This is a genomic window from Pseudoalteromonas sp. NZS71_1 (assembly GCF_015864305.1).
In the GTDB taxonomy this organism is placed as follows: Bacteria; Pseudomonadota; Gammaproteobacteria; order Enterobacterales; family Alteromonadaceae; genus Pseudoalteromonas; species Pseudoalteromonas arctica.
On the sequence record NZ_JADYXM010000002.1, the window covers coordinates 49080 to 70499 of the forward strand.

Annotated in this window: 25 protein-coding genes; 6 read left to right on the forward strand and 19 right to left on the reverse strand. The window is 38.7% G+C overall.

The features are described 5' to 3' along the window. The first annotated feature begins 22 nt into the window (after nucleotides 1–22). Complete coding sequence (gene dsbB / locus I6F43_RS03155; protein ID WP_007584117.1) at nucleotides 23–541, forward strand: disulfide bond formation protein DsbB; 519 nt, start codon at nucleotides 23–25, stop codon at nucleotides 539–541. A gap of 1 nt (nucleotide 542) precedes the next feature. Then, on the forward strand, nucleotides 543–845 hold the full coding sequence (locus I6F43_RS03160; protein ID WP_010553884.1) for a DUF6170 family protein: 303 nt from the start codon (nucleotides 543–545) through the stop codon (nucleotides 843–845). Nucleotides 846–869: 24 nt separating this feature from the next. On the opposite strand, the gene I6F43_RS03165 is transcribed toward I6F43_RS03160, so the two are convergent. After that, nucleotides 870–1166 (reverse strand): ComEA family DNA-binding protein, encoded by a 297-nt coding sequence (locus I6F43_RS03165; protein WP_024589927.1) that lies wholly within the window; start codon nucleotides 1164–1166, stop codon nucleotides 870–872. Nucleotides 1167–1479: 313 nt separating this feature from the next. Here I6F43_RS03165 and I6F43_RS03170 point away from each other — a divergent pair, with 313 nt between their 5' ends. Continuing rightward, nucleotides 1480–1797 carry a YebG family protein gene (locus I6F43_RS03170; RefSeq protein ID WP_007584105.1) on the forward strand — a complete coding sequence of 106 codons (318 nt, stop codon included), beginning with the start codon at nucleotides 1480–1482 and terminating at the stop codon, nucleotides 1795–1797. A gap of 275 nt (nucleotides 1798–2072) precedes the next feature. On the opposite strand, the gene putP is transcribed toward I6F43_RS03170, so the two are convergent. Next, entirely contained in the window at nucleotides 2073–3551 is a 1479-nt protein-coding gene (putP, locus tag I6F43_RS03175; RefSeq protein ID WP_101217622.1) for a sodium/proline symporter PutP, read from the reverse strand. Nucleotides 3552–3883: 332 nt separating this feature from the next. On the opposite strand from putP, the gene I6F43_RS03180 reads away from it, so the two are divergent. Beyond that, nucleotides 3884–5110, forward strand: coding sequence for an EAL and HDOD domain-containing protein (locus I6F43_RS03180; RefSeq protein ID WP_197100942.1), 1227 nt, complete (start codon nucleotides 3884–3886; stop codon nucleotides 5108–5110). A gap of 234 nt (nucleotides 5111–5344) precedes the next feature. Here I6F43_RS03180 and I6F43_RS03185 read toward each other — a convergent pair whose 3' ends face one another. Genes I6F43_RS03185 through ccmA form a run of 10 tightly spaced genes read right to left on the reverse strand, consistent with a single transcriptional unit; the run spans nucleotide 5345 to nucleotide 13065 of the window. Beyond that, nucleotides 5345–6076 (reverse strand): MlaA family lipoprotein, encoded by a 732-nt coding sequence (locus tag I6F43_RS03185; RefSeq protein ID WP_007585858.1) that lies wholly within the window; start codon nucleotides 6074–6076, stop codon nucleotides 5345–5347. Between the two features lie 9 nt (nucleotides 6077–6085). Then, nucleotides 6086–7339, reverse strand: a complete 1254-nt coding sequence (ccmI, locus tag I6F43_RS03190) for a c-type cytochrome biogenesis protein CcmI (protein ID WP_007585857.1) — start codon at nucleotides 7337–7339, stop codon at nucleotides 6086–6088. Further along, nucleotides 7340–7801, reverse strand: a complete 462-nt coding sequence (locus I6F43_RS03195) for a cytochrome c-type biogenesis protein (protein ID WP_007585854.1) — start codon at nucleotides 7799–7801, stop codon at nucleotides 7340–7342. Further along, nucleotides 7801–8370 (reverse strand): redoxin family protein, encoded by a 570-nt coding sequence (locus I6F43_RS03200; RefSeq protein WP_007585852.1) that lies wholly within the window; start codon nucleotides 8368–8370, stop codon nucleotides 7801–7803. Before I6F43_RS03200 ends, I6F43_RS03195 begins: the two co-directional genes overlap by 1 nt. Continuing rightward, on the reverse strand, nucleotides 8367–10337 hold the full coding sequence (locus tag I6F43_RS03205; RefSeq protein ID WP_197100944.1) for a heme lyase CcmF/NrfE family subunit: 1971 nt from the start codon (nucleotides 10335–10337) through the stop codon (nucleotides 8367–8369). Before I6F43_RS03205 ends, I6F43_RS03200 begins: the two co-directional genes overlap by 4 nt. A 2-nt stretch (nucleotides 10338–10339) precedes the next feature. After that, entirely contained in the window at nucleotides 10340–10819 is a 480-nt protein-coding gene (ccmE, locus tag I6F43_RS03210) for a cytochrome c maturation protein CcmE (protein WP_007585848.1), read from the reverse strand. Continuing rightward, nucleotides 10816–11019: a heme exporter protein CcmD gene (gene ccmD, locus I6F43_RS03215; RefSeq protein ID WP_007585846.1), complete on the reverse strand. Its 204-nt coding sequence runs from the start codon at nucleotides 11017–11019 to the stop codon at nucleotides 10816–10818. Before ccmD ends, ccmE begins: the two co-directional genes overlap by 4 nt. Before the next feature lie 2 nt (nucleotides 11020–11021). Next, on the reverse strand, nucleotides 11022–11759 hold the full coding sequence (locus I6F43_RS03220; RefSeq protein ID WP_007585844.1) for a heme ABC transporter permease: 738 nt from the start codon (nucleotides 11757–11759) through the stop codon (nucleotides 11022–11024). After that, nucleotides 11759–12445, reverse strand: a complete 687-nt coding sequence (gene ccmB, locus I6F43_RS03225) for a heme exporter protein CcmB (protein WP_002959286.1) — start codon at nucleotides 12443–12445, stop codon at nucleotides 11759–11761. The genes I6F43_RS03220 and ccmB overlap by 1 nt, the downstream gene beginning before the upstream one ends. Then, complete coding sequence (gene ccmA / locus I6F43_RS03230; protein WP_076916360.1) at nucleotides 12445–13065, reverse strand: cytochrome c biogenesis heme-transporting ATPase CcmA; 621 nt, start codon at nucleotides 13063–13065, stop codon at nucleotides 12445–12447. The genes ccmB and ccmA overlap by 1 nt, the downstream gene beginning before the upstream one ends. A 113-nt stretch (nucleotides 13066–13178) precedes the next feature. On the opposite strand from ccmA, the gene fliK reads away from it, so the two are divergent. Further along, nucleotides 13179–15632 carry a flagellar hook-length control protein FliK gene (gene fliK / locus I6F43_RS03235; protein WP_197100946.1) on the forward strand — a complete coding sequence of 818 codons (2454 nt, stop codon included), beginning with the start codon at nucleotides 13179–13181 and terminating at the stop codon, nucleotides 15630–15632. 2 nt (nucleotides 15633–15634) lie between these two features. After that, entirely contained in the window at nucleotides 15635–15943 is a 309-nt protein-coding gene (locus I6F43_RS03240) for an EscU/YscU/HrcU family type III secretion system export apparatus switch protein (protein WP_197100948.1), read from the forward strand. A 31-nt stretch (nucleotides 15944–15974) separates the two neighbouring features. Here the strand turns inward: I6F43_RS03240 and I6F43_RS03245 are convergent, their stop codons facing one another. Genes I6F43_RS03245 through I6F43_RS03275 form a run of 7 tightly spaced genes read right to left on the reverse strand, consistent with a single transcriptional unit; the run spans nucleotide 15975 to nucleotide 21381 of the window. Then, nucleotides 15975–16376 carry a DUF2802 domain-containing protein gene (locus I6F43_RS03245; RefSeq protein ID WP_024589935.1) on the reverse strand — a complete coding sequence of 134 codons (402 nt, stop codon included), beginning with the start codon at nucleotides 16374–16376 and terminating at the stop codon, nucleotides 15975–15977. A gap of 17 nt (nucleotides 16377–16393) precedes the next feature. Next, nucleotides 16394–16891 carry a chemotaxis protein CheW gene (locus tag I6F43_RS03250; protein ID WP_002959294.1) on the reverse strand — a complete coding sequence of 166 codons (498 nt, stop codon included), beginning with the start codon at nucleotides 16889–16891 and terminating at the stop codon, nucleotides 16394–16396. A 24-nt stretch (nucleotides 16892–16915) separates the two neighbouring features. Beyond that, the gene (locus I6F43_RS03255) at nucleotides 16916–17710 is read right to left on the reverse strand and encodes a chemotaxis protein CheW (RefSeq protein ID WP_165725382.1); all 795 of its coding nucleotides are present in this window, start codon (nucleotides 17708–17710) and stop codon (nucleotides 16916–16918) included. A gap of 3 nt (nucleotides 17711–17713) precedes the next feature. Further along, on the reverse strand, nucleotides 17714–18484 hold the full coding sequence (locus tag I6F43_RS03260; protein ID WP_007585827.1) for a ParA family protein: 771 nt from the start codon (nucleotides 18482–18484) through the stop codon (nucleotides 17714–17716). A gap of 12 nt (nucleotides 18485–18496) precedes the next feature. After that, nucleotides 18497–19456 carry a flagellar motor protein MotB gene (locus I6F43_RS03265; RefSeq protein WP_121953962.1) on the reverse strand — a complete coding sequence of 320 codons (960 nt, stop codon included), beginning with the start codon at nucleotides 19454–19456 and terminating at the stop codon, nucleotides 18497–18499. 1 nt (nucleotide 19457) lies between these two features. Continuing rightward, on the reverse strand, nucleotides 19458–20222 hold the full coding sequence (locus tag I6F43_RS03270) for a flagellar motor protein (RefSeq protein WP_007585825.1): 765 nt from the start codon (nucleotides 20220–20222) through the stop codon (nucleotides 19458–19460). Beyond that, nucleotides 20215–21381, reverse strand: a complete 1167-nt coding sequence (locus I6F43_RS03275; protein WP_165721592.1) for a protein-glutamate methylesterase/protein-glutamine glutaminase — start codon at nucleotides 21379–21381, stop codon at nucleotides 20215–20217. The genes I6F43_RS03270 and I6F43_RS03275 overlap by 8 nt, the downstream gene beginning before the upstream one ends. Nucleotides 21382–21420: the final 39 nt, after the last annotated feature.

Here is a 21420-nt window from a genome sequence, read left to right on the forward strand (position 1 = left end):
CTTATTTAAACGCGGAATTTTTATGAACTGGCTTGCCCAATTACCCACCCAACGTACCCCGTGGCTTTTATTTACAGCTATCGTTTTTTTACTTGAAGTGACCGCCCTTTTCTTTCAATACCAAATGGGATTGGCGCCTTGCATAATGTGCATATATCAACGTACAGCCGTACTGGGTCTATTAGGCGCAGGAATCGTAGGTTCGACTAAACCACAGAGCAAAGCAGTTCGTATATTAGCGTATGTAATTTGGGGTGTATCGAGTGTTTGGGGATATTTAATTGCTCGCGAGCATATTGATATGCAAACCACCACAGACCCTTTTGCATTTAGCTGTGAGTTTGAACCAAACTTTCCGTCGTTTATGCCGTTACATGAATGGATACCTAGCTTTTTTCAGGCGACCGGGGATTGTGGAAATATAGATTGGCAGTTTGTTGGTTTGAGCATGCCTGCTTGGATGGAAATTATATTTGGGATTTTCTCACTAACACTATTTATTATAGTTATTGGCCGTTTATTAATTAAAAAGTCGATTTGATATGTTTACATTTTTTTCAAGCCAATTAGATGAGCTTAAACATCTAAAAGTACGCAAGCGCCAAGACGTAATAGCACTTTCTTTAAGTATGTTATCGCCAACTGATAAAGTGTTACTGCGTATTATTAAATTAATATTACTAAGTCCACTATTTTTAATATTCACGGTATTTAAAGGTTGGATATTAATCCCGTTTTTGATACTCGGCGGACTTTGCTACCCACTTTTAACAACACCTATTGAAATCAACTTTGCTAAAAAACACTTAAGCGATGCATTAAAACAATTTAATCAGGGCGCATAGCGCCCTGATTGTTATCTACTGCTATTAAAGTGAAATTTTCCCCTCTAATTTGGCTAATAGTTTTTTACCAATTCCTTTAACTTGCGATAAATCACTAACGCTTTTAAATTCGCCGTTTTCTTCACGGTAATCCACAATTGCCTGCGCTTTTTTCTTACCTATACCCGGTAGCTTAGCAAGCATATCTGCATCAGCATTATTTATACTAATTGTCTCAACTTGAGGCATTTGCTTAGTTACTTCCGATAATTGTGCATATACGGTAGTTGCAGGTAGTAAGCATAATAAGCTTATTATGAATAAATTTTTTAACGTTTTCATCAAACTTGTCCCTATTCTTCTTTTCTTAATTTTGAATGTTGCTCAGGAAAACCAAAAAGTAAGGAACTGAAAAGCTCATCATTTAAAGTGTACCTAAACGCATTATCACTATGATCCGAAATCCTGAAAATGCAGCTGGTACAACAAGTGATTGCTTAACTAAAGTAAAGTTACCGTTTTTTGTCAAATTTAAGACACCTAAAAATTAATACTTCGCGCTTGCAAATTTACGCCCAAACCATTACTGTACATAAAAACAGTAATCTAATGGTTTTTACAAACCACGGTGCCAAGCAATTTTGCAGGAGAAATCATGGCTGTTGTTGTTAAATATGTTGTAGAACGAAACGGAGTCGAGCGTATGACGTTTACTACCAAAAAAGAAGCTGATGCTTATGACAAGATGCTCGATATAGCAGAATCACTTGAGCTAATGCTAGAAAAGGTAGACGTACCGCTTAGTGAGCAACAAATTGAATCACTTGCTTTAGAAATAGCGAAAAGCAAAGATGACTTTATGACCATATTAAAGGGCGGCAAAGATCCAGTTGTTACCAAAGCGCCAGCAAAAAGTAAAAAGTCAGATAACGTTGCATCAATTGAAGATAACAACGATAAAAAAGCAAGTTAACTCGTAGATTGCCCTCTCCTCGGACGGGACAAACTAAATAAAAAAGGGAGCAACTTAGTTGCTCCCTTTTTTATTATACCAATTCGCTTAATTAAGTGATCTATTTTGAGGATGGAAAAACGTGTTGATAGCTAGGCAAAAAATTTGATATTTAGTTGTTCTAAATGATAATTTTTTAACGCCGGTAGCAACACGTTTAGCACCGCAAAATGATTAAGTATTATCGCGGATTGGTATTACTTACTACTCATTTTAAAATGAATAGTAATTGCTATTTAAAGCTCTTTTTCTACTTCATCAAATAAAGCAGTGATATTTTGCTCTGGCTCTTTTGTTACTAAGCTAACAACAACAATTGCGATACTCGCTAAAATAAAGCCAGGTACTATTTCATACATGAAGCTACTTAAACTTTCACCATTAATAGTAAACGGACCATAAATCCAAACAAGCACTGTAAACGCACCTACTAACATACCAGATAAGGCGCCAGCAAAATTCATACGTTTCCAATAAAGGCTAAACAATACAAGTGGTCCAAAAGCAGCACCAAAGCCTGCCCATGCATTACTTACTAGGTCTAAAATAGAGCTATCTCTATCGTACGCTAAATAAATTGCAAACAGGGCAACAAATGCAACGCTAATTCGACCAACAGTAACTAATTCAAAGTCGCTAGCATCTTTACGTAAAAATGTTTTATATAAATCTTCAGTCAATGAACTTGAGCTTACTAGCAATTGCGATGAGATAGTACTCATGATAGCAGCCAAAATTGCAGCTAGTAAAAAGCCAGCAATAAGTGGATGGAACAATAACTCAGAAAGAATTAGGAAAATCGTTTCAGGATCTTCAACTACAATATTATTCTCATAAGTATAAGCAGCACCAAATATACCAGTACCAACAGCACCAAGGGCAGCAACAATCATCCATGTCATACCAATACGGCGAGCTTTAGGCATATCCTTAACACTACGTACCGACATAAAACGAACGATGATATGTGGTTGACCAAAATAACCTAAACCCCATGCCATTGCAGAAATAATACCCAATGCAGAGCCTGCTCCAATCCAGTTAAGCATATCTGGATTTACACTATGTAAAGTAGATTCTAGAGGTTGTTCAAGTAAAGAGTATGCAACAGTAGGCACTAGAATCAGTGCGATGAACATAATACAACCTTGCACGAAATCAGTTAAGCTAACCGCTAAAAAACCACCAAACAAAGTGTATAAAACAACGACACCCGTTGTAATGTATAAACCCACTTCATAACTTAAACCAAATGAGCTTTCAAACAATTTCCCGCCGGCTACAACACCAGATGACGTGTAAAGAGTAAAGAAGACTATAATCACAACAGCTGATACAACACGTAATAAGTTTGACTTATCATTGAAGCGATTTGAGAAGTAATCTGGGATTGTTATAGAGTCATTTGCTTTTTCAGTGTACACACGTAATCTAGGTGCAACTAACAGGTAATTTAACCAAGCACCAATCACCAAACCAATTGCTATCCATGTACTACTAAAACCAGTAACAAACATCGCACCAGGTAGGCCCATTAAAATCCAGCCACTCATGTCAGATGCACCTGCAGATAGTGCAGCAACACTTGGTGATAGATTTCGTCCACCTAACATGTAACCTGATACATCGCCAGTAGATTGCTTATATGCATATAGTCCGATACCCAACATTACAACAAAATATAATGCTAGTGAAATAATCATTCCTGTTTCCAAATTAGCCTCCGCATAATTATTAATAACAGGCTCTTGATCCGAATATTGACTCTTAAAATATTATAATAAAGACACTATTAGGATAAAAACCATTCTCGCTGACTATATCATGCCTAACAATAAAATCTCCAACTTGTTGCTTCCAGCTGATACAAAAATACTCATGTTGAATAATTTTAAAGCGAATTGGTAAAATATAATAAATTAAATAGAAGAAACACCTTAATTTATAATGATAATTTATTAATCATGCAAATATACGTAATGCTATTTTGAATCTTTTGCCATATATTAATACAATACCCAATTACATCACTCTTACGGAACTGTTTATGTATTTTTACGCTGCACGTCAACCGATTTTAGATAGAGATAAAAAACTTATCGGTTATGAGCTTTTATTTCGTGATGGCGTTGATAACGTATTTCCCGATATAGATGGTGACGAAGCAACAACACGACTTATAGAGGGTAGCCAGTTTAATTTTGGTTTAGAAGATTTAACCGACAATAAACCTGCCTATATAAACTTCACCCTAGAAACACTATCAAAGGGTTACCCTACACTACTAGGTAAAGACACTATAGTTGTAGAAATACTTGAAACTATCCAGCCTGGTAAGCGTTTATTAGCTATCGTTAAAGATTTAAAAGATAAAGGTTACACTATTGCTCTTGATGACTATATTCATCAACCTGTATGGCGTCATTTTTACCCATTTATTGATATTATTAAAATAGACTTTTTAGCATCCGATATAGATACAATAAAAACGGTTCTAAACGATTTAAAACCGCACTCACATATTAAGTTACTTGCCGAAAAAGTAGAAACCTATGAAATTTACCAACAAGCTTTAGAGCTTGGGTTTGATTATTTCCAAGGATTTTTCTTCTCAAAACCTGAAATGGTACAAAGTAAGGCTCTACCACCTTCAGAAATGGCATTAGCTGAATTACTTTACGAAACATCAAGTATTGATATGGATCTTAAGAAAATCACTGATGTGTTTGAACGTGATGTAAACCTATCTTATAAATTACTTAGGTATTCAAATTCTGCCGCATTTGCAAGACGCGCAGAAATAAGTACCATTAAGCAAGCTCTTATAGTGCTTGGCGCCAACGAAATTAAAAAGCTATTGTCACTACTGTTTGCAGCACAAGTATCAGCAGATAAACCTGTAGAGCTAATTAGGCTATCGCTTACGCGCGCTCGATTTGCTGAATTGCTCGCTATATCCCATGGGCAGTTTAAAGATACCGGCATGGCATTTTTAACCGGTATGATGTCGCTTATGGATGCTATTTTAGATGAGAGTATGGAAAGCGTCATGAAAAAGCTTCCACTTTCTAATGATATAAAAGCAGCGCTATTAAACGATGAAGGCTTGCTAGCAAAATATTTAAACTTAGTTAAATACTACGAACAAGCAAACTGGTCAGCTGCAAACGAGCTAACGAAAGAGCTAAATCTAGGTGAAAAAGTTCCCGATGCTTATCATGAAGCGCTAGCTTGGGTTAATGAACAAATGCAGTTAGTAGTGAACGAAAAATAAACTACCTGAACTCTGGTTAAGATATTTAAATTTATTTTTCTCTAGCCAGAGATTTTCAGTGAAAACAAGGCGAACTTACGCGTCAATAGTTGGCCTATTGCAAGTAAATTCAACGTAGTTAGCGCTGAAAATAGCTGCTCGAGATAGATTTATTATCCAGAGTTCAGGTTAAATATATAAACAGCAAATAAAAACGCCAGCATTTAGCTGGCGTTTTTATGAGTGGCTTTTTAATTATAAACTTTCTAAAAAGTCTTCATCAAAATCAGCTGGCTCTTCTTTTATAGGTGGGTTGCCATCGTACAGCTCATAAATTTGACGCTGGAAGTAAATATCTTTTACAAATAAGTACGGATCAAGTGAATCATTTAATAACCCTTCTTGTGGGATTAATGATGCACGAGCTTCTACCGCTTTTAAAACAAACACTAGAATAGTTTGTGGAGTCGTTAGGGCAACTTCAGGCAATACAAAGTTGTCGACTACATCACCGGTCAGGTTACGTGCTGTTGTAGGACCCATGCCTGGTAGCATTAAATAAGCGCCATCACCCACGCCCCATACACCTAACGTTTGTCCAAAGTCTTCATCTACAATTTCAAGACCAAGTGAACTGGCAACATCAAAAATACCAAAAATACCAACCGTAGAGTTAACTAAAAAACGCGCTAAGCTCACACTTGCATTACCCGGCTTACCTTGCAAACCCGCATTAATCATATCGACAGGTGCTGTAATATTACCTGTAAAATTAACAATACCGTTTCTTACCGGTACAGGCGTTACTTCAACATAACCTACAGCAACTGGGCGCAATAAATAAGCATCCAGTACATCCATATTAAAGTCATATAATGGACGATTAATACTTTGCAGCGGATCTCTGTCATCTACTTTGCTTTGTGGTACTTGAGCACACCCGGCTAGTATCAATAAACATAAAAAAGTAAAACTGTGTTTTAACATCTAACGTCCTTAAGGTATTAATGTATCAATTTGAAGTTGGTAGTCACTTACACTTTCACGCTTTAACGACTCTGAATGACCTTCTAGCTCACCAGAACTTGGCATAACCGAGTCATCTATAGAAATACGCGCCGAAATAATAATATTTTCTGCACTAGATAAGTTAAGCCCTGCAACCATTGCACTACTATCACTCAACTCAACTGTAATTGGAAATGAATATTTAGCGAGTTTAACAGCAGCTAATGGCATTGGCGAACCACTTGCTGCTTTTGCAAATATAAACAAGATACCGTCTTTTGGCTGTTTATCTATAAGCTCTTTTGCAATGTCGACTGTAACTGCAATAGCACCCGTTGTAGTAGTAACTGGCATAACAGAGCCTTCCGTTTGCATTTGCTTCTCTATATCAGCGATACGCTCAGAGATCATGCTATAACGAGAATCATTTTTTTCCATACTCGCAAGTAAAACTTCAAATGCAGCTTTGGCTTGAGGCCAATCTTTACGTTCATAAGCAATGAGTGCTAATAACGAAATTGCATCTAAATTGGTAGGCTCAACTTTTAGTACTTTTGAGAGCATACCTGCCGCACGGGTCATATTAGCTTCGCTGCCTTCTAGTAATAAAACTTGGCTATAACTAATAAGTACCTGCATATTATCAGGATTCATACGTAGTGCTTTATCAAATGACTGCTGCGCCATGTCAAATTCATTAAGCGACATAGCAACTCGTCCAAGTAGCATCCAAGCAACTTCATCATCGCCTGAGCGGCTAAGCTTAGTACGAAGCGCCAATGCAAAAGCCTGCAGTTCATTTTGGCTAAGCGGCTCACCTTTTTGCATTACAGCACGCTCACCATAATCAGCTAAATTATCCATGGCATCATGCCAAGCCGAAATTTGCTGCTGACTACCTGTTAAACTATAAAAAACACCTGTTAGAGCAAGAACAAATGCGCCACCAGTTAAAGCAAAAATACGATTATTACCTTTGCTGTTTAGTGATTTTTCTGGTGATAACTCATTCAATAAACGGCGTTTTAATTCAATAATTGATTCTGCATGATTTACGGTATCAATACGCTGATTATCTAAATCGGTTTGTAAATCAACTAAACGCTGCTCATAAATGCTAATTAGCTCAGCGTTGGCGTTATGAGTAATTGTTTGAACGCGCTCTTTTTTTAAAAAAGGCAACATCACAAACCCAAGAGCAACCAGTGTGAGTAAAGCAAAACACGCCCACATTAAAATCATTTAACTTTGCTCCTGACGTTTATTTTGTTCAATTAGCTTAGCTAACAGCATTTCGTCGTCACTGCTCCACGTTTGTTTTACTGATGCTTTTCGCTGGCGAATAACAATAAAACCAAAGCCGACTATGACAATTAATACAGGTAATACCCAAAGTACTAAAGTCGCTGGTGTAACTGGTGGGTCGTAATGAACAAAATAGCCAAAGCGGTCAATCATGTAATCAATCACTTCGTCTTTGCTCTTACCTTCTTTAACCAATACGAGTACTTTATCGCGCAAGTCTTTAGCAACAACAGCGTCAGAGTCCGCAATGTTTTGATTTTGACACTTAGGACAGCGCAGCTCTTTAGTTAGCTCTTCAAACAATATCGCTTGTTTGTTGTTATCAAATTGATAGCGATCTTGCTCTGCAAACGCACTGATGCTTACAAAAAGGCTAAGCGTAAGTAGTAACCATTTCATTATTTAAGCTCCTGCATAATTGGCGCAAATTTAGCTCGCCATACTCGCGGGTTTATATCGCCCGTGTGATGCAACAAAATAGTGCCGTTTTTATCGACTAAAAATGTTTCAGGCGCACCCGAAACACCTAAATCCAACGACAAAGTACGATGTAAATCTAAGATATTAAATTGATATGGGTCACCCGCACGTTGCAGCATATCGCTCACTTCGGTGCGAAGTGATTGCATATCAAACGGGCCATCAAAGTCAGCATCGTAACCTTGTACGTAATAAAGCCCAATAATTTTAACGCCTTGCTCACGTAACTTAGTTAAATAACCAAGTTCAACTAAACATGTTGGGCACCAAGTACCCCATACATTTAATAAGTAAACTTCGCCTTTTAAAGACTCGTTGGTCCACGGCTTATTGTCTTGCATTAAATCAGGTAGATTAAATGCTGGCATTTCTTGACCTAACCGACCCGTTTGAATTTCACGAGGATTAGCAAAAAGGCCTTGGTATAAAAATACACATACAAAAGCAAATACTAAAAGCGGCGCAATAGCTAAAATTTTACGGTTCATAAAACATTCTCCGATGCAGCTCTACGCGCTGTTTTAGCTGATGTGCGGTAGCGTTTATCAAATAAAATCATAAATCCAGCTAGGGAAATAAGCACACCACCAATCCACATCCAACGAACAAACGGTTTATGATAAATGCGAAGTGACCATGCACCTTGGCTTAGCTGCTCACCTAACGCTAAGTATAAATCACGTGTAAAGCCTGCATCTATTGCCGCCTCGGTCATAAACTGCATACCAATATCATACTTACGTTTTTCGGCGTGTAAGCGTGTTACTAGCTCATTGTTTTTAAGCACCGATACAACACCAGCATGACCACTGTAGTTCGGCCCGCGAATAGTTTTAACACCATCAAAACGGTATTCATACTCGTTAAGCTGAACTGTATCGCCTTGCTTCATCGATACGTCACGCTCAACTGAATACGCCGATGTAAGCGTTACACCTGCAATAACAAACGAAATACCAATATGCCCAAGCACCATAGCCCAGTAACTTACACCTAAGCGTTTTAAACCTTCTTTTAAGGTGCCGTGTACAGCAGATTTAGTGTAAATGTCGATGCCAGTTGATATTGCAATCCAAACTGCAAGCGTTGTAGCTAATAGCGTAAGTGGTTTTACTAAGTCGTAACTTGAAAACAACCAAGAACAGGTAATAACAACACTGGCTAATACGCCCATTAATATTTTGTTTTGTAAAAAAGCCCACTTATTTTGCTTCCAGCGTAAAAATGGTCCTATTCCCATCAAAATAGCAAACGGGACTAAAATTATTGCAAACATCTTATTAAAAAACGGTTCGCCAATAGAAATACTGCCCAAGCCCATTTCTTTATGAACCATAGGTAATAACGTACCCAGTAATACAATTAATGTAGCAACCACTAAAAATATATTATTGAGCCATAATGCCACTTCGCGTGATACAAATTTGTATCGACCTTCACTATGTACTTGCGATACACGCAGCGCGTATAACGTCAAACCACCACCAACAACAATGCCTAAAAAGGCGAGTATAAATAAGCCACGATCAGGGTCTGTAGCAAAAGCATGCACCGATACAATAATACCTGAGCGCACAATAAAGGTGCCTAATAAGCTTAACGAAAACGCTGCTATCGCTAATAATACAGTCCACGATTTAAATACACCGCGTTTTTCAGTTACGCTTAATGAATGCAGTAATGCAGTTGCAACAAGCCATGGCATTAATGATGCGTTTTCTACTGGATCCCAAAACCACCAGCCGCCCCAGCCAAGCTCTGAATACGCCCACCAGCTACCTATTGTTATTCCAAGAGTTAAAAAGCCCCATGCAGTCATTGTCCACGGACGTGACCACTTAGCCCATGTGTTATCAAGCTTACCGGTTAACAACGCAGCAATAGCAAAAGAGAAAGCAACTGATAGTCCTACATAACCCATGTACAGTAATGGCGGGTGAATAATCATGCCCGGATCTTGAAGCAACGGATTTAAATCACGCCCTTCAACTGGGAAATAAGGAAGTAGGCGCTCAAACGGGCTTGAAAGTAGTAAGGTGTACATCATAAAACCCACACCTAAAAAACCAAGTACGCCCAATACGCGAGCACGTAGCACCCAAGGCAATGATTTAGAACGCGCAGCGACAACTGCAGTCCAACCTGCTTGCATTACTAACCACAGTAAAATAGCGCCTTCATGGCCGCCCCATGTAGAGGTGATTTTGTAATACCAAGGTAGCGTACTACTTGAATGATATGCCACATACGATACGGTAAAATCATCCGTTACACTGGCGTAAATAAGTGCTGCAAAAGAGATTAAAACAAAAGCGAATTGCCCAATTGCTAAAGAGGGAGCTGCACGCATTAATCGAAGATTACCGGTATGCGCGCCCCAAAGAGGAAAAATACACAGTAAAACGCTTAGCACCATGGCAAGCGTTAAAGAAAAATAACCAATTTCTGGGATCATAGCTAATTACCACTATCTAAGTTGTATTTTGGTTTTTCGTGCTTAATACCTTTAACTGCCTCTGCAACTTCTGCTGGCATATATTCTTCGTCATGCTTTGCAAGCACTTCAAATGCTTCAATAACATTAGGTTCGATTAATACGCCCTGCGCTACAATGCCTTGCCCCTCACGAAACAAGTCTGGCAATATGCCTTGATAACGCACGGTCACTAATGGACCTGTATCAATTAGCTTAAAGCTTACTTGTAAGCTCTGTTCATTACGCTCAACCGTGCCTGGTACAACCATGCCACCAATACGTAGCTTTTGGCCAATGAATGGTTTTTCTTTATTAGGCCCTTTGCCATCAATAAGTTCGCTTGGCGTATAAAAAAGATTAATATTTTCTTGAAGTGCATAAAGCACTAAACCAATTGATCCACCAATACCAAACAGTACGGCAATAATTACCAATAGGCGCTTTTTACGTCTTGGATTCATGAGGCTTGTTCCTGTTTAGCTTTTTTAATTCGCGCTTCACGTATTATTTGTTGCTCAACTGAAGCCATAATACGTTTGGTATCTCTTAAAGAGTTCACTAAAATACCGAGTAAAATAAGAGCGCATGTACCAAAAGAAAGCCAGATATAAAACCCATAGCCTCCCATTGCAATAAAATCAGAAAAAGAGTCAAACTGCATAATTACCCCTTATTTAACAACAAACGCACCCACGGTCGGTGCTTTTCGCGTTGTAAAATTTCATTTTTAAGACGAATTAAAGTCACTGTTCCTACAAAAGCAGCAAAGGCTAAAATATTAACCATAAGTGGCCAAAACATACTTGGGTCTATTGCTTTAGTGTCTAGTTTTGTAATGCTTGCGCCTTGGTGTAGCGTATTCCACCACTCAACTGAGTAATGAATAATAGGTAAATTAATTACGCCAACAATTGCTAAAATAGAAGCTGCACGCCCTGCTGACTTCTTATCTTCAAATGCATGATAAAGCGAAAGCACGCCAAGATATAAAAATAATAAAATAAGTTCAGACGTTAAACGCGCATCCCATACCCACCAAGCACCCCACATAGGTTTACCCCATGCAGCGCCAGTAATAAGCGCTATAGCTGTAATACAAGCACCAACAGGCGCTATAGCAATAACGGCAAGTTCGGCATTTCGTAGTTGCCATACAAGTGCAACAACAGCTGCAATAGCCATTGATGAGTAAGCCCCCATAGACAAAATGGCAGAAGGAACATGAATAAAGATGATACGGTAGCTGTCTTTTTGTTGGTAATCGGCAGGTGCAAAACCAAGCCCCCATACCCATCCAACAATCATACTAACTACAGTAACTACGGCAAAATAAGGCAGTAACGTATTGCATAACTGGTATGCACGCTCTGCTTTAGCATAGGGATGTAACCACTTCCACATTAACTTACACTCACTTTTAAAGCTGACGATATGGCAATTGGTGCGCTAATAATAGCAATAAGTAACATTGCACCAAGGATGGCAAGCTGCCCACTATAATCCAGCGACATGGTGCTGGTATCGATAGCCGACGTTGCAAAAATCAAAACAGGAATATACAAAGGCAGTACGAGTAAACTCATCAAAATACCCCCTTTTTGTAATCCTACAGTAAGCCCTGCGCCTATTGCGCCAATAAAGCTCAATAGTGGAGTGCCTAATAATAATGTTAAAACAGTCGCTGTTAACGCCGTACTTTCTAGGTTTAACAACAATGCAAATAGCGGCGTCATTAATACAAGCGGTAAACCTGTTACCACCCAGTGAGCAGCCACTTTAGCAAGTACGGTTAACGATAACGGGTAAGACGATGCAATTAACTGCTCCAATGAGCCATCATTAAAATCATCTCTAAACAGCTTATCCAAGCCCAACATGGTAGAGAGTAATGCGGCAACCCAAATAATTCCCGGTGCCATTCTCGCTAGTAAACCAGGCTCAGGCCCGATTGCTAACGGAAATAATGAAATTACAATTAAGAAGAACAAAATAGGATTTACAATTTCAGCGCGCTGGCGAAACGCAAGTTTTACATCTTTGGTAAATACCGCACTAAATAGCAACCAATAAGAATGTTGACGAGTCATTAGTGACGATACTCCAGTGTAACCGTTTGCAAGTTACTAAAATGGGTCGTTAAATCTTGGTGGGTCGTTAACAAAATAGCTCCACCGTTTAGTAAGTGCTCGGTAAATCGCTGCTGTAAAAAGGCAACACCGCTTTTATCAAGCGCGGTAAATGGCTCATCAAGTACCCATAATTTAGCATCACTTAACCAAAGCCTAACCAAAGCTACACGTCTTTGTTGTCCAGCAGATAACATTCTAACCGGTACATCTTCAAGTCCAACAAGGCCAAGTTGCGCTAAAATGGGATACAAGTCAGGCTGGTTTATGTAGCCATTAATTTGTAACCAATGACGAACATTTTCAACTGCACTAAGCTGAATATTTACACCTGTTTTGTGGCCTATAAAGAGTAGTTCTCTGGCATACTCTTCGTAATACTTAGATATAGGCTGTTCTTGAAATAAAACAGCTCCTTCATCAGGCACAGAAAAGCCTGCGATAATACGCAATAGCGATGTTTTACCAGCCCCATTAGGACCCGCTAATTGCATGATTTGACCGCTATTAAGGCTAAAATTAAGATCCGCAAACAAACAACGATCTTGCTTGATGCAGGTGACGGACTTAATGTGTAACAAGATGACGATTCTCTCTGCCAAAAATTAGGCGTTAGTCTACCATAATGATAGGGTAATACGAATATTGCTTTAAAATCGATTCACTTAAAATAGAGAAAACTTGATTTAAAATAATGAATACGCCAACGCAAATAACATTATCTAATTCATTGGTTATCAATCAATCGACAAACCCTCAAACCAATGAGTTATCGCAATTACCTAATGAGGTACTTGCGGCTAAAAACATTCAATTTTCGAAAGACTCGATTACGCTTGATGTATTTATTGATAAACATTGGCAAACATTAAGACTTGGCACTACAAGCGCACCTCAAAATTTACAAAAGATAGCCAGTGCTAACATACAACTTAGTCCCGATGGCAAACAGCTCAACATCACGCCAAACACTACAACCCTTACTTTAAATCAACCAGTACAATTACAGCGTTTATTAAATTATGTAAGCACGGGCACTGAGGTACAAAGCAAACCAATGGATTTACAGGTGGTTATGTCCCCTACCCCAAAATTAGTAATTGATAAACTTAACGCCAGTATTGCCATAAATAAAGACGTAGCGCAGTTACTTTTAACTGAGCAGCCTTTAAAAGTAGTTGTTAGTACGACTAACAAAGGCGCACAGCTTAATGTTATTAATCGCTTTGCAGATACAATTCATACGCAACCACTTAGCCAAACTAAACTTACTAAATTACTCGTGGCCTTATTACCTAGTGCGCAACTTCAAGCAACACCTAAACTAGCTATTTTGACTCATCCTCAAAAGTCAGGTTCGTTTACAACGCCTATTACTAATCAACAAGTTAGTGAGCTACCCAACACCCCCATTAAGGTAAATTTAATAAATCAGGCTGATAAATTACTTATTAAAACCGATACTAATAATATAAAAGTAACGCTTAATAACTCATTTTCTAAACCGTTTAACGAGTTACTTTTAGCTCAAAAAAGCAGTGTCCCTGAAATACATTTTTCTGCGTCCACTATTAAAGCAAGCCCACTGCTTACACCTGATAGCCCAATAAAGTCGTGGCTACAAAATAGCTTTAGTGATTTAAAAACGCGAATTAATGATGCAGTTAAATATTTTGAAAGTAAGCCCTTTGCAGCAGCAAATAAATCTGAGTTAATGCCGCCGTCTGGATCATCTGCGATACAAAGGCCGAGCTTAGTTATGCAATTAACAGTATCACCGTTAAATAGAGTTAACATTACCCAAAATGTAAGTACTGCGTTAAATAGTAATACGAGCAATACTTTACCAGAGCACTTTTCAAGACTTCCGCCACTTGTACAATTAACTCAGCAAATAAAAGGAAGTGTTAGTGTTTGGCAATCATCTACAAATATAACAACAGCTAACACGCCAACGCCAAATAATATTACTCAAAATGGAGTGGCGAGCGCTAAGCCAAGTAATTTAAACGCGAGTCAATTGAGTGCTCTGAATATTAGTACTAACAGTAAAGTTGATACGTTAATTAAGCCTACAAGTGAAATTGTTACTAAAGGGCAAACAACGTCTTCAGTGCAACCAGTAATAAACGGCAACAATCAAAACAGTGCAAACTCAGCCTCGATTAAAAACATGCTCCCATTAGCAGAGCCGTTATCTAATATTGCCTCTCGTAGTCAAATGCTACAACCAATAGAAGCAAAGCTATTAAGCACACTATTAAAGCTTCCTGATACCACAATCCCTACGGATAGAGTAGCTGGTAACAAACAGCTTTTAAGTAGTCAAATTACTGACATTACAAATAGAGCAACAAAAGACACGCCCGATTTAACTCGCTTAATTAACCAAGCATTTAATCGCATGGTCTCAAGTAATAATGTTAACCCTGCGACCATACAGCGTGAAGTATTAGCCACCTTACAACCATCTCAATTAACGGGTGATACACTACAAAGTAGCTTCACTAAAGGACTTGAACAAGTTGCAGTGAGTATTTTAGCAGCCCCTATAATTAGCCAATCAGTAACACCGATAAGCTTTAATAACCAAACTGGCTTAGATGCACTTTTACAAGTACTCATACCTACTTTTAAAACAGGAAACGCGGGAGCAAAAATACTTGAGCAACTGCAGCAAGCTCAAGTTCAAGCATTGGCTAGCGAAATCGTACAAGTTAAAAACACACTTACCCAAGTAAGTGTTTCAACACCAAGTCAACAACCAGACACAAACCCGCTTGCACAATTTTTATTACCAATGAAATTGCCGCCAGAGGCCGCCCAAACAGAAATAACACTGGGGCAATATAAAAAGCCAAGCGCAGATAAATTAGAAGATAAAAATGTATGGTTTGTCAGGTTAAACTTTGATTATGCACAGATTGGGCAGTTACAGATTACCGCTGAGTTAATGGATAAAGCACTCGATTGCCAGCTATTAGCCTCAAGCCAAGAAGTAAGCGCAATTGCTCACCCTCACTTAGATAATTTAAGATCCAAATTAGCTAAGCATGGTTTACAGGTTGGAGAGCTCAACTTAAAGCGAGGCGATGCAAATAATCAGGCATTTTATAAATCTCATGCAATTATTAATATTAAGGTTTAGTAATGAGTGATACACCTATTAATAAGTCAGCCATTGGGCTTTTATACGAAGCTGGCAACACCCCCATTGTAAGCGTAAAAGGGTTTGGTGAGTTAGCTGACGAAATAATTGCAGCGGCAAAATTAAAAGGAATTATGATCCACGAAGATGCAGCGCTTGCTAAAACGTTGTCGCATTTAAGCTTAGGGGAAGAAATCCCTAAAGAGCTTTATTATGTAATTGCAGAGCTTATTGCGTTTTCGTATGTATTAAGAGGTCAATTTCCGCCAGGCTGGCAAGACTTTCAAGGTAAGTTAAATATTAAAGCGTGAGATTATTTACACGCTTATAACTAAAAAGGCGCTAAGCGCCTTTTTGTTTATGTAGTGAAAATAGTAATTCGGCTTCTGCTCGCGGTAATTCGCATTCGCGTATCACCTCATCGAGGTCCGCACCTAACTCAACCATTTTTACTGCACGAGAGTAAATTTTAGCATCAGGGTCATCGTATTTTTGCGCAGCTTGTTGTTGTATTAAATCTTGATTTTGTTGCTCAACCTCAAGCACTCGCTTACCAATACTTAAAAGCCCTGTTCTAAGCTCTGAAATTTCACTTCGCAAAATATGAGTTTGCTCTGAGCTATCTTTAAGCTGCTGTAATACAGCATTAACTTCATTCACTTGTTTGTTTTTTAATGCAATTATTAGCGCAAGCGATATAAGTCCTACCGCTAACGCTGATATAGCTATACTAAGTAACAGCATAATTTATTTGGTAAAGCTTATATATCGCTTAACTCATCCCATTCATCATCGCTGAGTAACTTGTTTAAATCGACTAAAATCAGTAGCTCATTATCACGATTACAAACGCCTTGAATAAACTTAGCACTTTCTTCAGTACCAACATTTGGTGCACTATCGATCTCAGAGCTGCGTAAATAAACGACTTCAGATACGCTGTCGGCTAAAATGCCGATAACTTGCTCTTCAGCTTCAATAATTAATATACGAGAATTATCGGTTGCATCAGCAGCTAACAAACCAAAACGTGCACGAGTATCAATAACAGTTACAACGTTACCGCGTAAGTTAATAATACCAATAACGTAAGAAGGTGCACCTGGTACAGGGGCTATCTCTGTATAACGAAGTATTTCTTGTACTTGCATTACATTTACGCCGTAGGTTTCTTCCTCTAGCTTAAACGTAACCCACTGTAAAATTTCATCATTATTATCTGCGTTTTTATTTGCTGACAGTAATTTATCTTGATTCATGCTATTACCCCGTAATGGTCATTACTACTGACGGCTATCTAAGCCTTTCTCTAATAATATATTTAAATTATCTACATCTATTAAAGCACACATTTTTTCTTTTATAACACCAGCAAGCCATGGGCGCTTACTTTTATTTGTACGCCATTTTACATCTTCTTTACTCAATGTAATGTTATTTATCAACTTTTCAGCTAATAAGCCCCACTGGCTATCACCTAAGGTAATTAAATACTGATAATCTAAAGACGCCTCTAATTTATCATCATACTTTTCTGGCATTACCCAACGAGCAGTATCAACAACATTAAGCTTTTCTTCTCTGTTGAGCATAACGCCTTTAAACCACTTTGGCTTACCAAACAAATGATTTACTTCACCTAATTGATGTATACCGCCTAATGCTTTTAATGGTACAGCCAATGTTAAACCAGCAACTTCAAAAAATAATGCCTGAAATTCACCATCAAAATAGTCAGATTGGCTAGTGGTTATAATCTGTGGTTCTGGTTCTTCTGTAGTCGTACTTATCGGCTCTATTACTTCATCGTCAATGGCTTTATTAACTTTTGCGGCTTCAAAAATCGGTTCAACTATTGGCTTAATTTCAGAATTAAGTAAATCTTGATCAAATATTTTTTCTGCCGCTTTTATCTGTTCTTTTGGTTTTAAATGAATATGTTCTTGCTGCGAGTCGTGTGGCATTTGCTCAAGTAATTTTGCGACTGGCTCAAGGTTATCTACAGGCTCGTCTTCACATAACAAAGCCCCTAGGTATTGTTTCATTACTTTTTCATTAGCAAATAATTGCTTACTCATTCATTAACCTTGTTCAATTAAATATTCTAGCAGTGCTTTATATGCGTATACACCACGCGAACGAGGACAATACTCTACAGGCACTTTTTGCGCAAAGCTTGCATCTCTAAATTTAGTATCTACCGGTATCACACCTGGCCAGACTTTATCACCATACGTACTTTGAAGTGTTTTATATGCTTCTAACGATGCTTTAGTACGTTTATCATACATAGTAGGGATTATAGTATATTGATAATCTTTCGCTTGAGAGGTTTGCATTAATTCCATAGTGCGCATCATTCTATCAAGCCCTTTCAGTGCTAAAAATTCCGTTTGCACTGGCACTAAAATTCGCTCACTTGCTGCAAGCGCATTAACCATTAACACCCCTAAAACTGGGGGGCAATCTAAAATGGCATAATCGTAATGTTCACTGATTTTTGCAAGCGCTTTTTTTAGTATTAATCCCATACCTGTTTTATTACCCATGCTTCTATCAAGCGTGGCTATCGCCATTGTTGCGGGTAAAATATCTAGGTTTTCAAGTGTTGATGGGCATAAAGCTTGAAGTATCTCTTCACTTTGCATGCTCGTGCCACGCGCAAAAATATCATATACGCTGACTTCCAAATCTTCTGAGTCAATGCCAAAGTAATAAGTGAGTGATGCATGAGGGTCTGTATCAATAAGCAACACACGCTTACCCTGCAAAGCTAAAATACCAGCAAGGCTCACTGCTGTTGTTGTTTTACCAACACCACCTTTTTGATTTGCGACAGTCCAAATCTTCACATTACATCCTAATTACTGTTCATTGCGCGTTGTTATGCGAATACCACCATGAGGCAAACGAATTATTTTTATTGTATCGTCATCTGAAGGGAGCTCAATTTCAGGCTCTGCCACTACTGGCTTGACGGCCTGTTCATCACCTTTAATGTCTTGTATTGGCGGTAAACCATACTTAGAAAGTGCAATAACAACTTTACGATTTTCTGCTCGCCCTTGTTCTGTATCGTTACTTACAAAAGGTGAATATTGACCATAACCTTCTATCGCCATTCTGGCAGAATTAATACCTAATGCTTCCAACTCTACTAAAATAGATGTTGCTCTAGCAACCGAGAGTTCCCAATTTGAGCGAAATATTTCATTGCGAATACTTTCATCATCAGTATAGCCACGCACCCTAATATAGTTATCTACTGGAGCAATAATATCTTTAACAATTTTGACGACTTGTTTTGCCCTAGAATGTGCAACTGAGCTACCACTTGAAAATAACATACCTGAGCTTAGCTCTATAATCAGCCAATCTTGATTAAGCTCTAAACTGGCTTCTCCATCACGAATTTCATCAATAAGCGCTGACTGCAGCTTAGTAAGTAAGCTATCAAGTGGTTTTCCTAAATATTTTTGTTGTATGTTACTTGTATCACTTTGACCGTCGAGTAACTCTGGACCTTGTTCTTCTTTTAAAATACTTTCACCATAAAGAACTTCTTGTTCAGGTGTCACTCTATCAGTCAATATTCCATTACCATTGACGCCCTCACCTTGCTGGGAGTGCTGGCGGGCAGATTTATCAAAAACGTGTTCAAGGGAGTCTGACAATATTTGAAATTGTTCTTCTTTGTTAATCGCTATCGCATACAGCACCACAAAAAAAGCAAACATAATGGTCATGTAATCGGCATACGATACAAGCCAACGCTCTGTATGTTGACTTTTAGGAGCAGAGTGACGAAGTCGTCGGCGTAGCATGTTATTCGTCCACTAAATTAGGACGCTCTACACGATAGGCTTCAAGCTTTAATTCTATATTTACTGGGCTTTCACCAACGCTTATTGCAATCACACCTTCGGCAAGCATTTCATGGTAAAGCATTTTTTGCTCTACACGCTGTTTTAACTTATTTGCCATAGGTAAAAACAATAAATTAGCTAAACCAACACCATAAATGGTCGCAATAAATGCCGTTGCAACGCCTGCACCAAGCATTTGTGGATCGGTAATAAACGACATTGCCTGTATTAAACCAAGCACAGCACCTAAAATACCAATGGTAGGACTGTAGCCCCCCATCGCTTCATAAACACGTGCGGCTTCAAGCAAGCGATCGCGTTCTAGCAGTAAATCAATTTCAAGCGTGTCACGTAGTTTTTGCTCTGAGCAGCCATCTACAAGCAAGCTTAAACCTTTTGCTGCATATGCATCTGGGTGAGCTAGCGCTTCGTTTTCAAGCGCTAAGTAACCTTCTTGACGTGCCTTATGAGACCATCGCTTAACTTGTTCTATTGCATCTTCAATATCATATTGTGGCGCAACAAAAACCCAAGAGCTCATATTTAGCATTTTTTTAAAGGTACTTGCTGATGTTTGTAACATAACAGCGCCAAGCGTGCCGCCTAATACAATAATAAGGGCAGGACCATTAAATAAAGCAGAAACAACGCCGCCTTCTAAAGAGTAACCTAGACCTATTGCACCCAGTGCTACAAATAGTCCAAATATTGAGAGTTTATCCACAACCTACCTCTCTCTTGATACGTGCTGCAACATCGCTTAATGCTAAGCTTTCACTCGAAAGCCCCGCATTAGCAATGGCTTGAGGCATTCCATAAACAACACAGCTTTTCTCATCCTGTGCCCAAATAGTTGCACCCGTTTGCTTTAACATTCTTGCACCGTCACGTCCATCAGCACCCATGCCTGTTAAAACAATAGCAAGCACATCGCCTTGATACGTTTTTGCTGCACTGGCAAACGTTACATCTACACTCGGTTTATAACTTATTCTCTCGCTATGATCTTCAAATACGCGCAGTGTTCTATTTGCACCACGCCCTTCTACCATCATCTGCTGTCCGCCAGGCGCTAGATAAGCCGTTCCTGGTTGTAAGCGGTCACCTTGTTGCGCTTCTTTCACTTTTATTTGGCACAGACCATTTAAGCGTGCTGCGAAAGCAGGTGTAAAAGCCGCAGGCATATGCTGAATAAGCAAAATAGGGTGAGGGAAATTAGCTGGCAATTGAGTCAGTATAGTTTGTAGTGCAACAGGGCCACCTGTAGAAGTGCCAATAGCCACAAGCTGGTATTGCTTTCCACTTGCTCGCATTGAGGCAATATTTGAACCTGACGATGTTGTAGGGGCTGCTCTTTGAAAGCTTCTATCGGGTTGTTTTATCGAAGGCGTTAGTGTGTTTGTTCTTTGCGAAAGTGAGCTTGTTATCGGTTTAGTTGATATTACTGGCTTAGGTGGTGTTGCAGCTTTAAACGTTCGCGGTAAACGTCTTCGCCCTATATCTTTCACTTTATTTTGTAAAAGCTTTATAGCGTCTTCATTATTGCGAGCGATGTCTTCAAATTTTTTCGGTAAAAAATCCATTGCTCCAGCATCTAGCGCATCAAACGTTGCTGTTGCGCCATCACGTGTTAGTGATGAAAACATTAAGATAGGCGTTGGATTACTCGCCATTATCTCTTTAACTGCGCTAATACCATCAAGCACAGGCATTTCGACATCCATAGTGATCATATCTGGACGTAGCTGAGCTGCTTTTTCAACAGCTTCTCTGCCATTCACAGCAAAGCCTATAACTTGTATGTCGCTATCTTGCTCAAGAATTTCGCTTACTCTGCGGCGAAAAAAGCTTGAATCATCAACAACTAAAACTTTAACGGCCATTTAGCTCTCTTATTAAATTTATGCGTAGGTATATATTAA

What these genes read in the sequence shown, in the direction of transcription:
- I6F43_RS03195 (WP_007585854.1), bottom strand. Translation starts at nt 7,801, where the DNA reads ATGAAATGGTTACTACTTACGCTTAGCCTTTTTGTAAGCATCAGTGCG.
- ccmD (WP_007585846.1), bottom strand. Translation starts at nt 11,019, where the DNA reads ATGCAGTTTGACTCTTTTTCTGATTTTATTGCAATGGGAGGCTATGGG.
- I6F43_RS03185 (WP_007585858.1), bottom strand. Translation starts at nt 6,076, where the DNA reads ATGTTAAAACACAGTTTTACTTTTTTATGTTTATTGATACTAGCCGGG.
- ccmE (WP_007585848.1), bottom strand. Translation starts at nt 10,819, where the DNA reads ATGAATCCAAGACGTAAAAAGCGCCTATTGGTAATTATTGCCGTACTG.
- fliK (WP_197100946.1), top strand. Translation starts at nt 13,179, where the DNA reads ATGAATACGCCAACGCAAATAACATTATCTAATTCATTGGTTATCAAT.
- I6F43_RS03245 (WP_024589935.1), bottom strand. Translation starts at nt 16,376, where the DNA reads ATGCTGTTACTTAGTATAGCTATATCAGCGTTAGCGGTAGGACTTATA.
- I6F43_RS03220 (WP_007585844.1), bottom strand. Translation starts at nt 11,759, where the DNA reads ATGTGGAAGTGGTTACATCCCTATGCTAAAGCAGAGCGTGCATACCAG.
- I6F43_RS03255 (WP_165725382.1), bottom strand. Translation starts at nt 17,710, where the DNA reads ATGAGTAAGCAATTATTTGCTAATGAAAAAGTAATGAAACAATACCTA.
- ccmI (WP_007585857.1), bottom strand. Translation starts at nt 7,339, where the DNA reads ATGATTTTAATGTGGGCGTGTTTTGCTTTACTCACACTGGTTGCTCTT.
- I6F43_RS03265 (WP_121953962.1), bottom strand. Translation starts at nt 19,456, where the DNA reads ATGCTACGCCGACGACTTCGTCACTCTGCTCCTAAAAGTCAACATACA.
- I6F43_RS03160 (WP_010553884.1), top strand. Translation starts at nt 543, where the DNA reads ATGTTTACATTTTTTTCAAGCCAATTAGATGAGCTTAAACATCTAAAA.
- I6F43_RS03250 (WP_002959294.1), bottom strand. Translation starts at nt 16,891, where the DNA reads ATGAATCAAGATAAATTACTGTCAGCAAATAAAAACGCAGATAATAAT.
- I6F43_RS03240 (WP_197100948.1), top strand. Translation starts at nt 15,635, where the DNA reads ATGAGTGATACACCTATTAATAAGTCAGCCATTGGGCTTTTATACGAA.
- I6F43_RS03165 (WP_024589927.1), bottom strand. Translation starts at nt 1,166, where the DNA reads ATGAAAACGTTAAAAAATTTATTCATAATAAGCTTATTATGCTTACTA.
- I6F43_RS03205 (WP_197100944.1), bottom strand. Translation starts at nt 10,337, where the DNA reads ATGATCCCAGAAATTGGTTATTTTTCTTTAACGCTTGCCATGGTGCTA.
- I6F43_RS03170 (WP_007584105.1), top strand. Translation starts at nt 1,480, where the DNA reads ATGGCTGTTGTTGTTAAATATGTTGTAGAACGAAACGGAGTCGAGCGT.
- I6F43_RS03200 (WP_007585852.1), bottom strand. Translation starts at nt 8,370, where the DNA reads ATGAACCGTAAAATTTTAGCTATTGCGCCGCTTTTAGTATTTGCTTTT.
- I6F43_RS03275 (WP_165721592.1), bottom strand. Translation starts at nt 21,381, where the DNA reads ATGGCCGTTAAAGTTTTAGTTGTTGATGATTCAAGCTTTTTTCGCCGC.
- dsbB (WP_007584117.1), top strand. Translation starts at nt 23, where the DNA reads ATGAACTGGCTTGCCCAATTACCCACCCAACGTACCCCGTGGCTTTTA.
- ccmB (WP_002959286.1), bottom strand. Translation starts at nt 12,445, where the DNA reads ATGACTCGTCAACATTCTTATTGGTTGCTATTTAGTGCGGTATTTACC.
- I6F43_RS03180 (WP_197100942.1), top strand. Translation starts at nt 3,884, where the DNA reads ATGTATTTTTACGCTGCACGTCAACCGATTTTAGATAGAGATAAAAAA.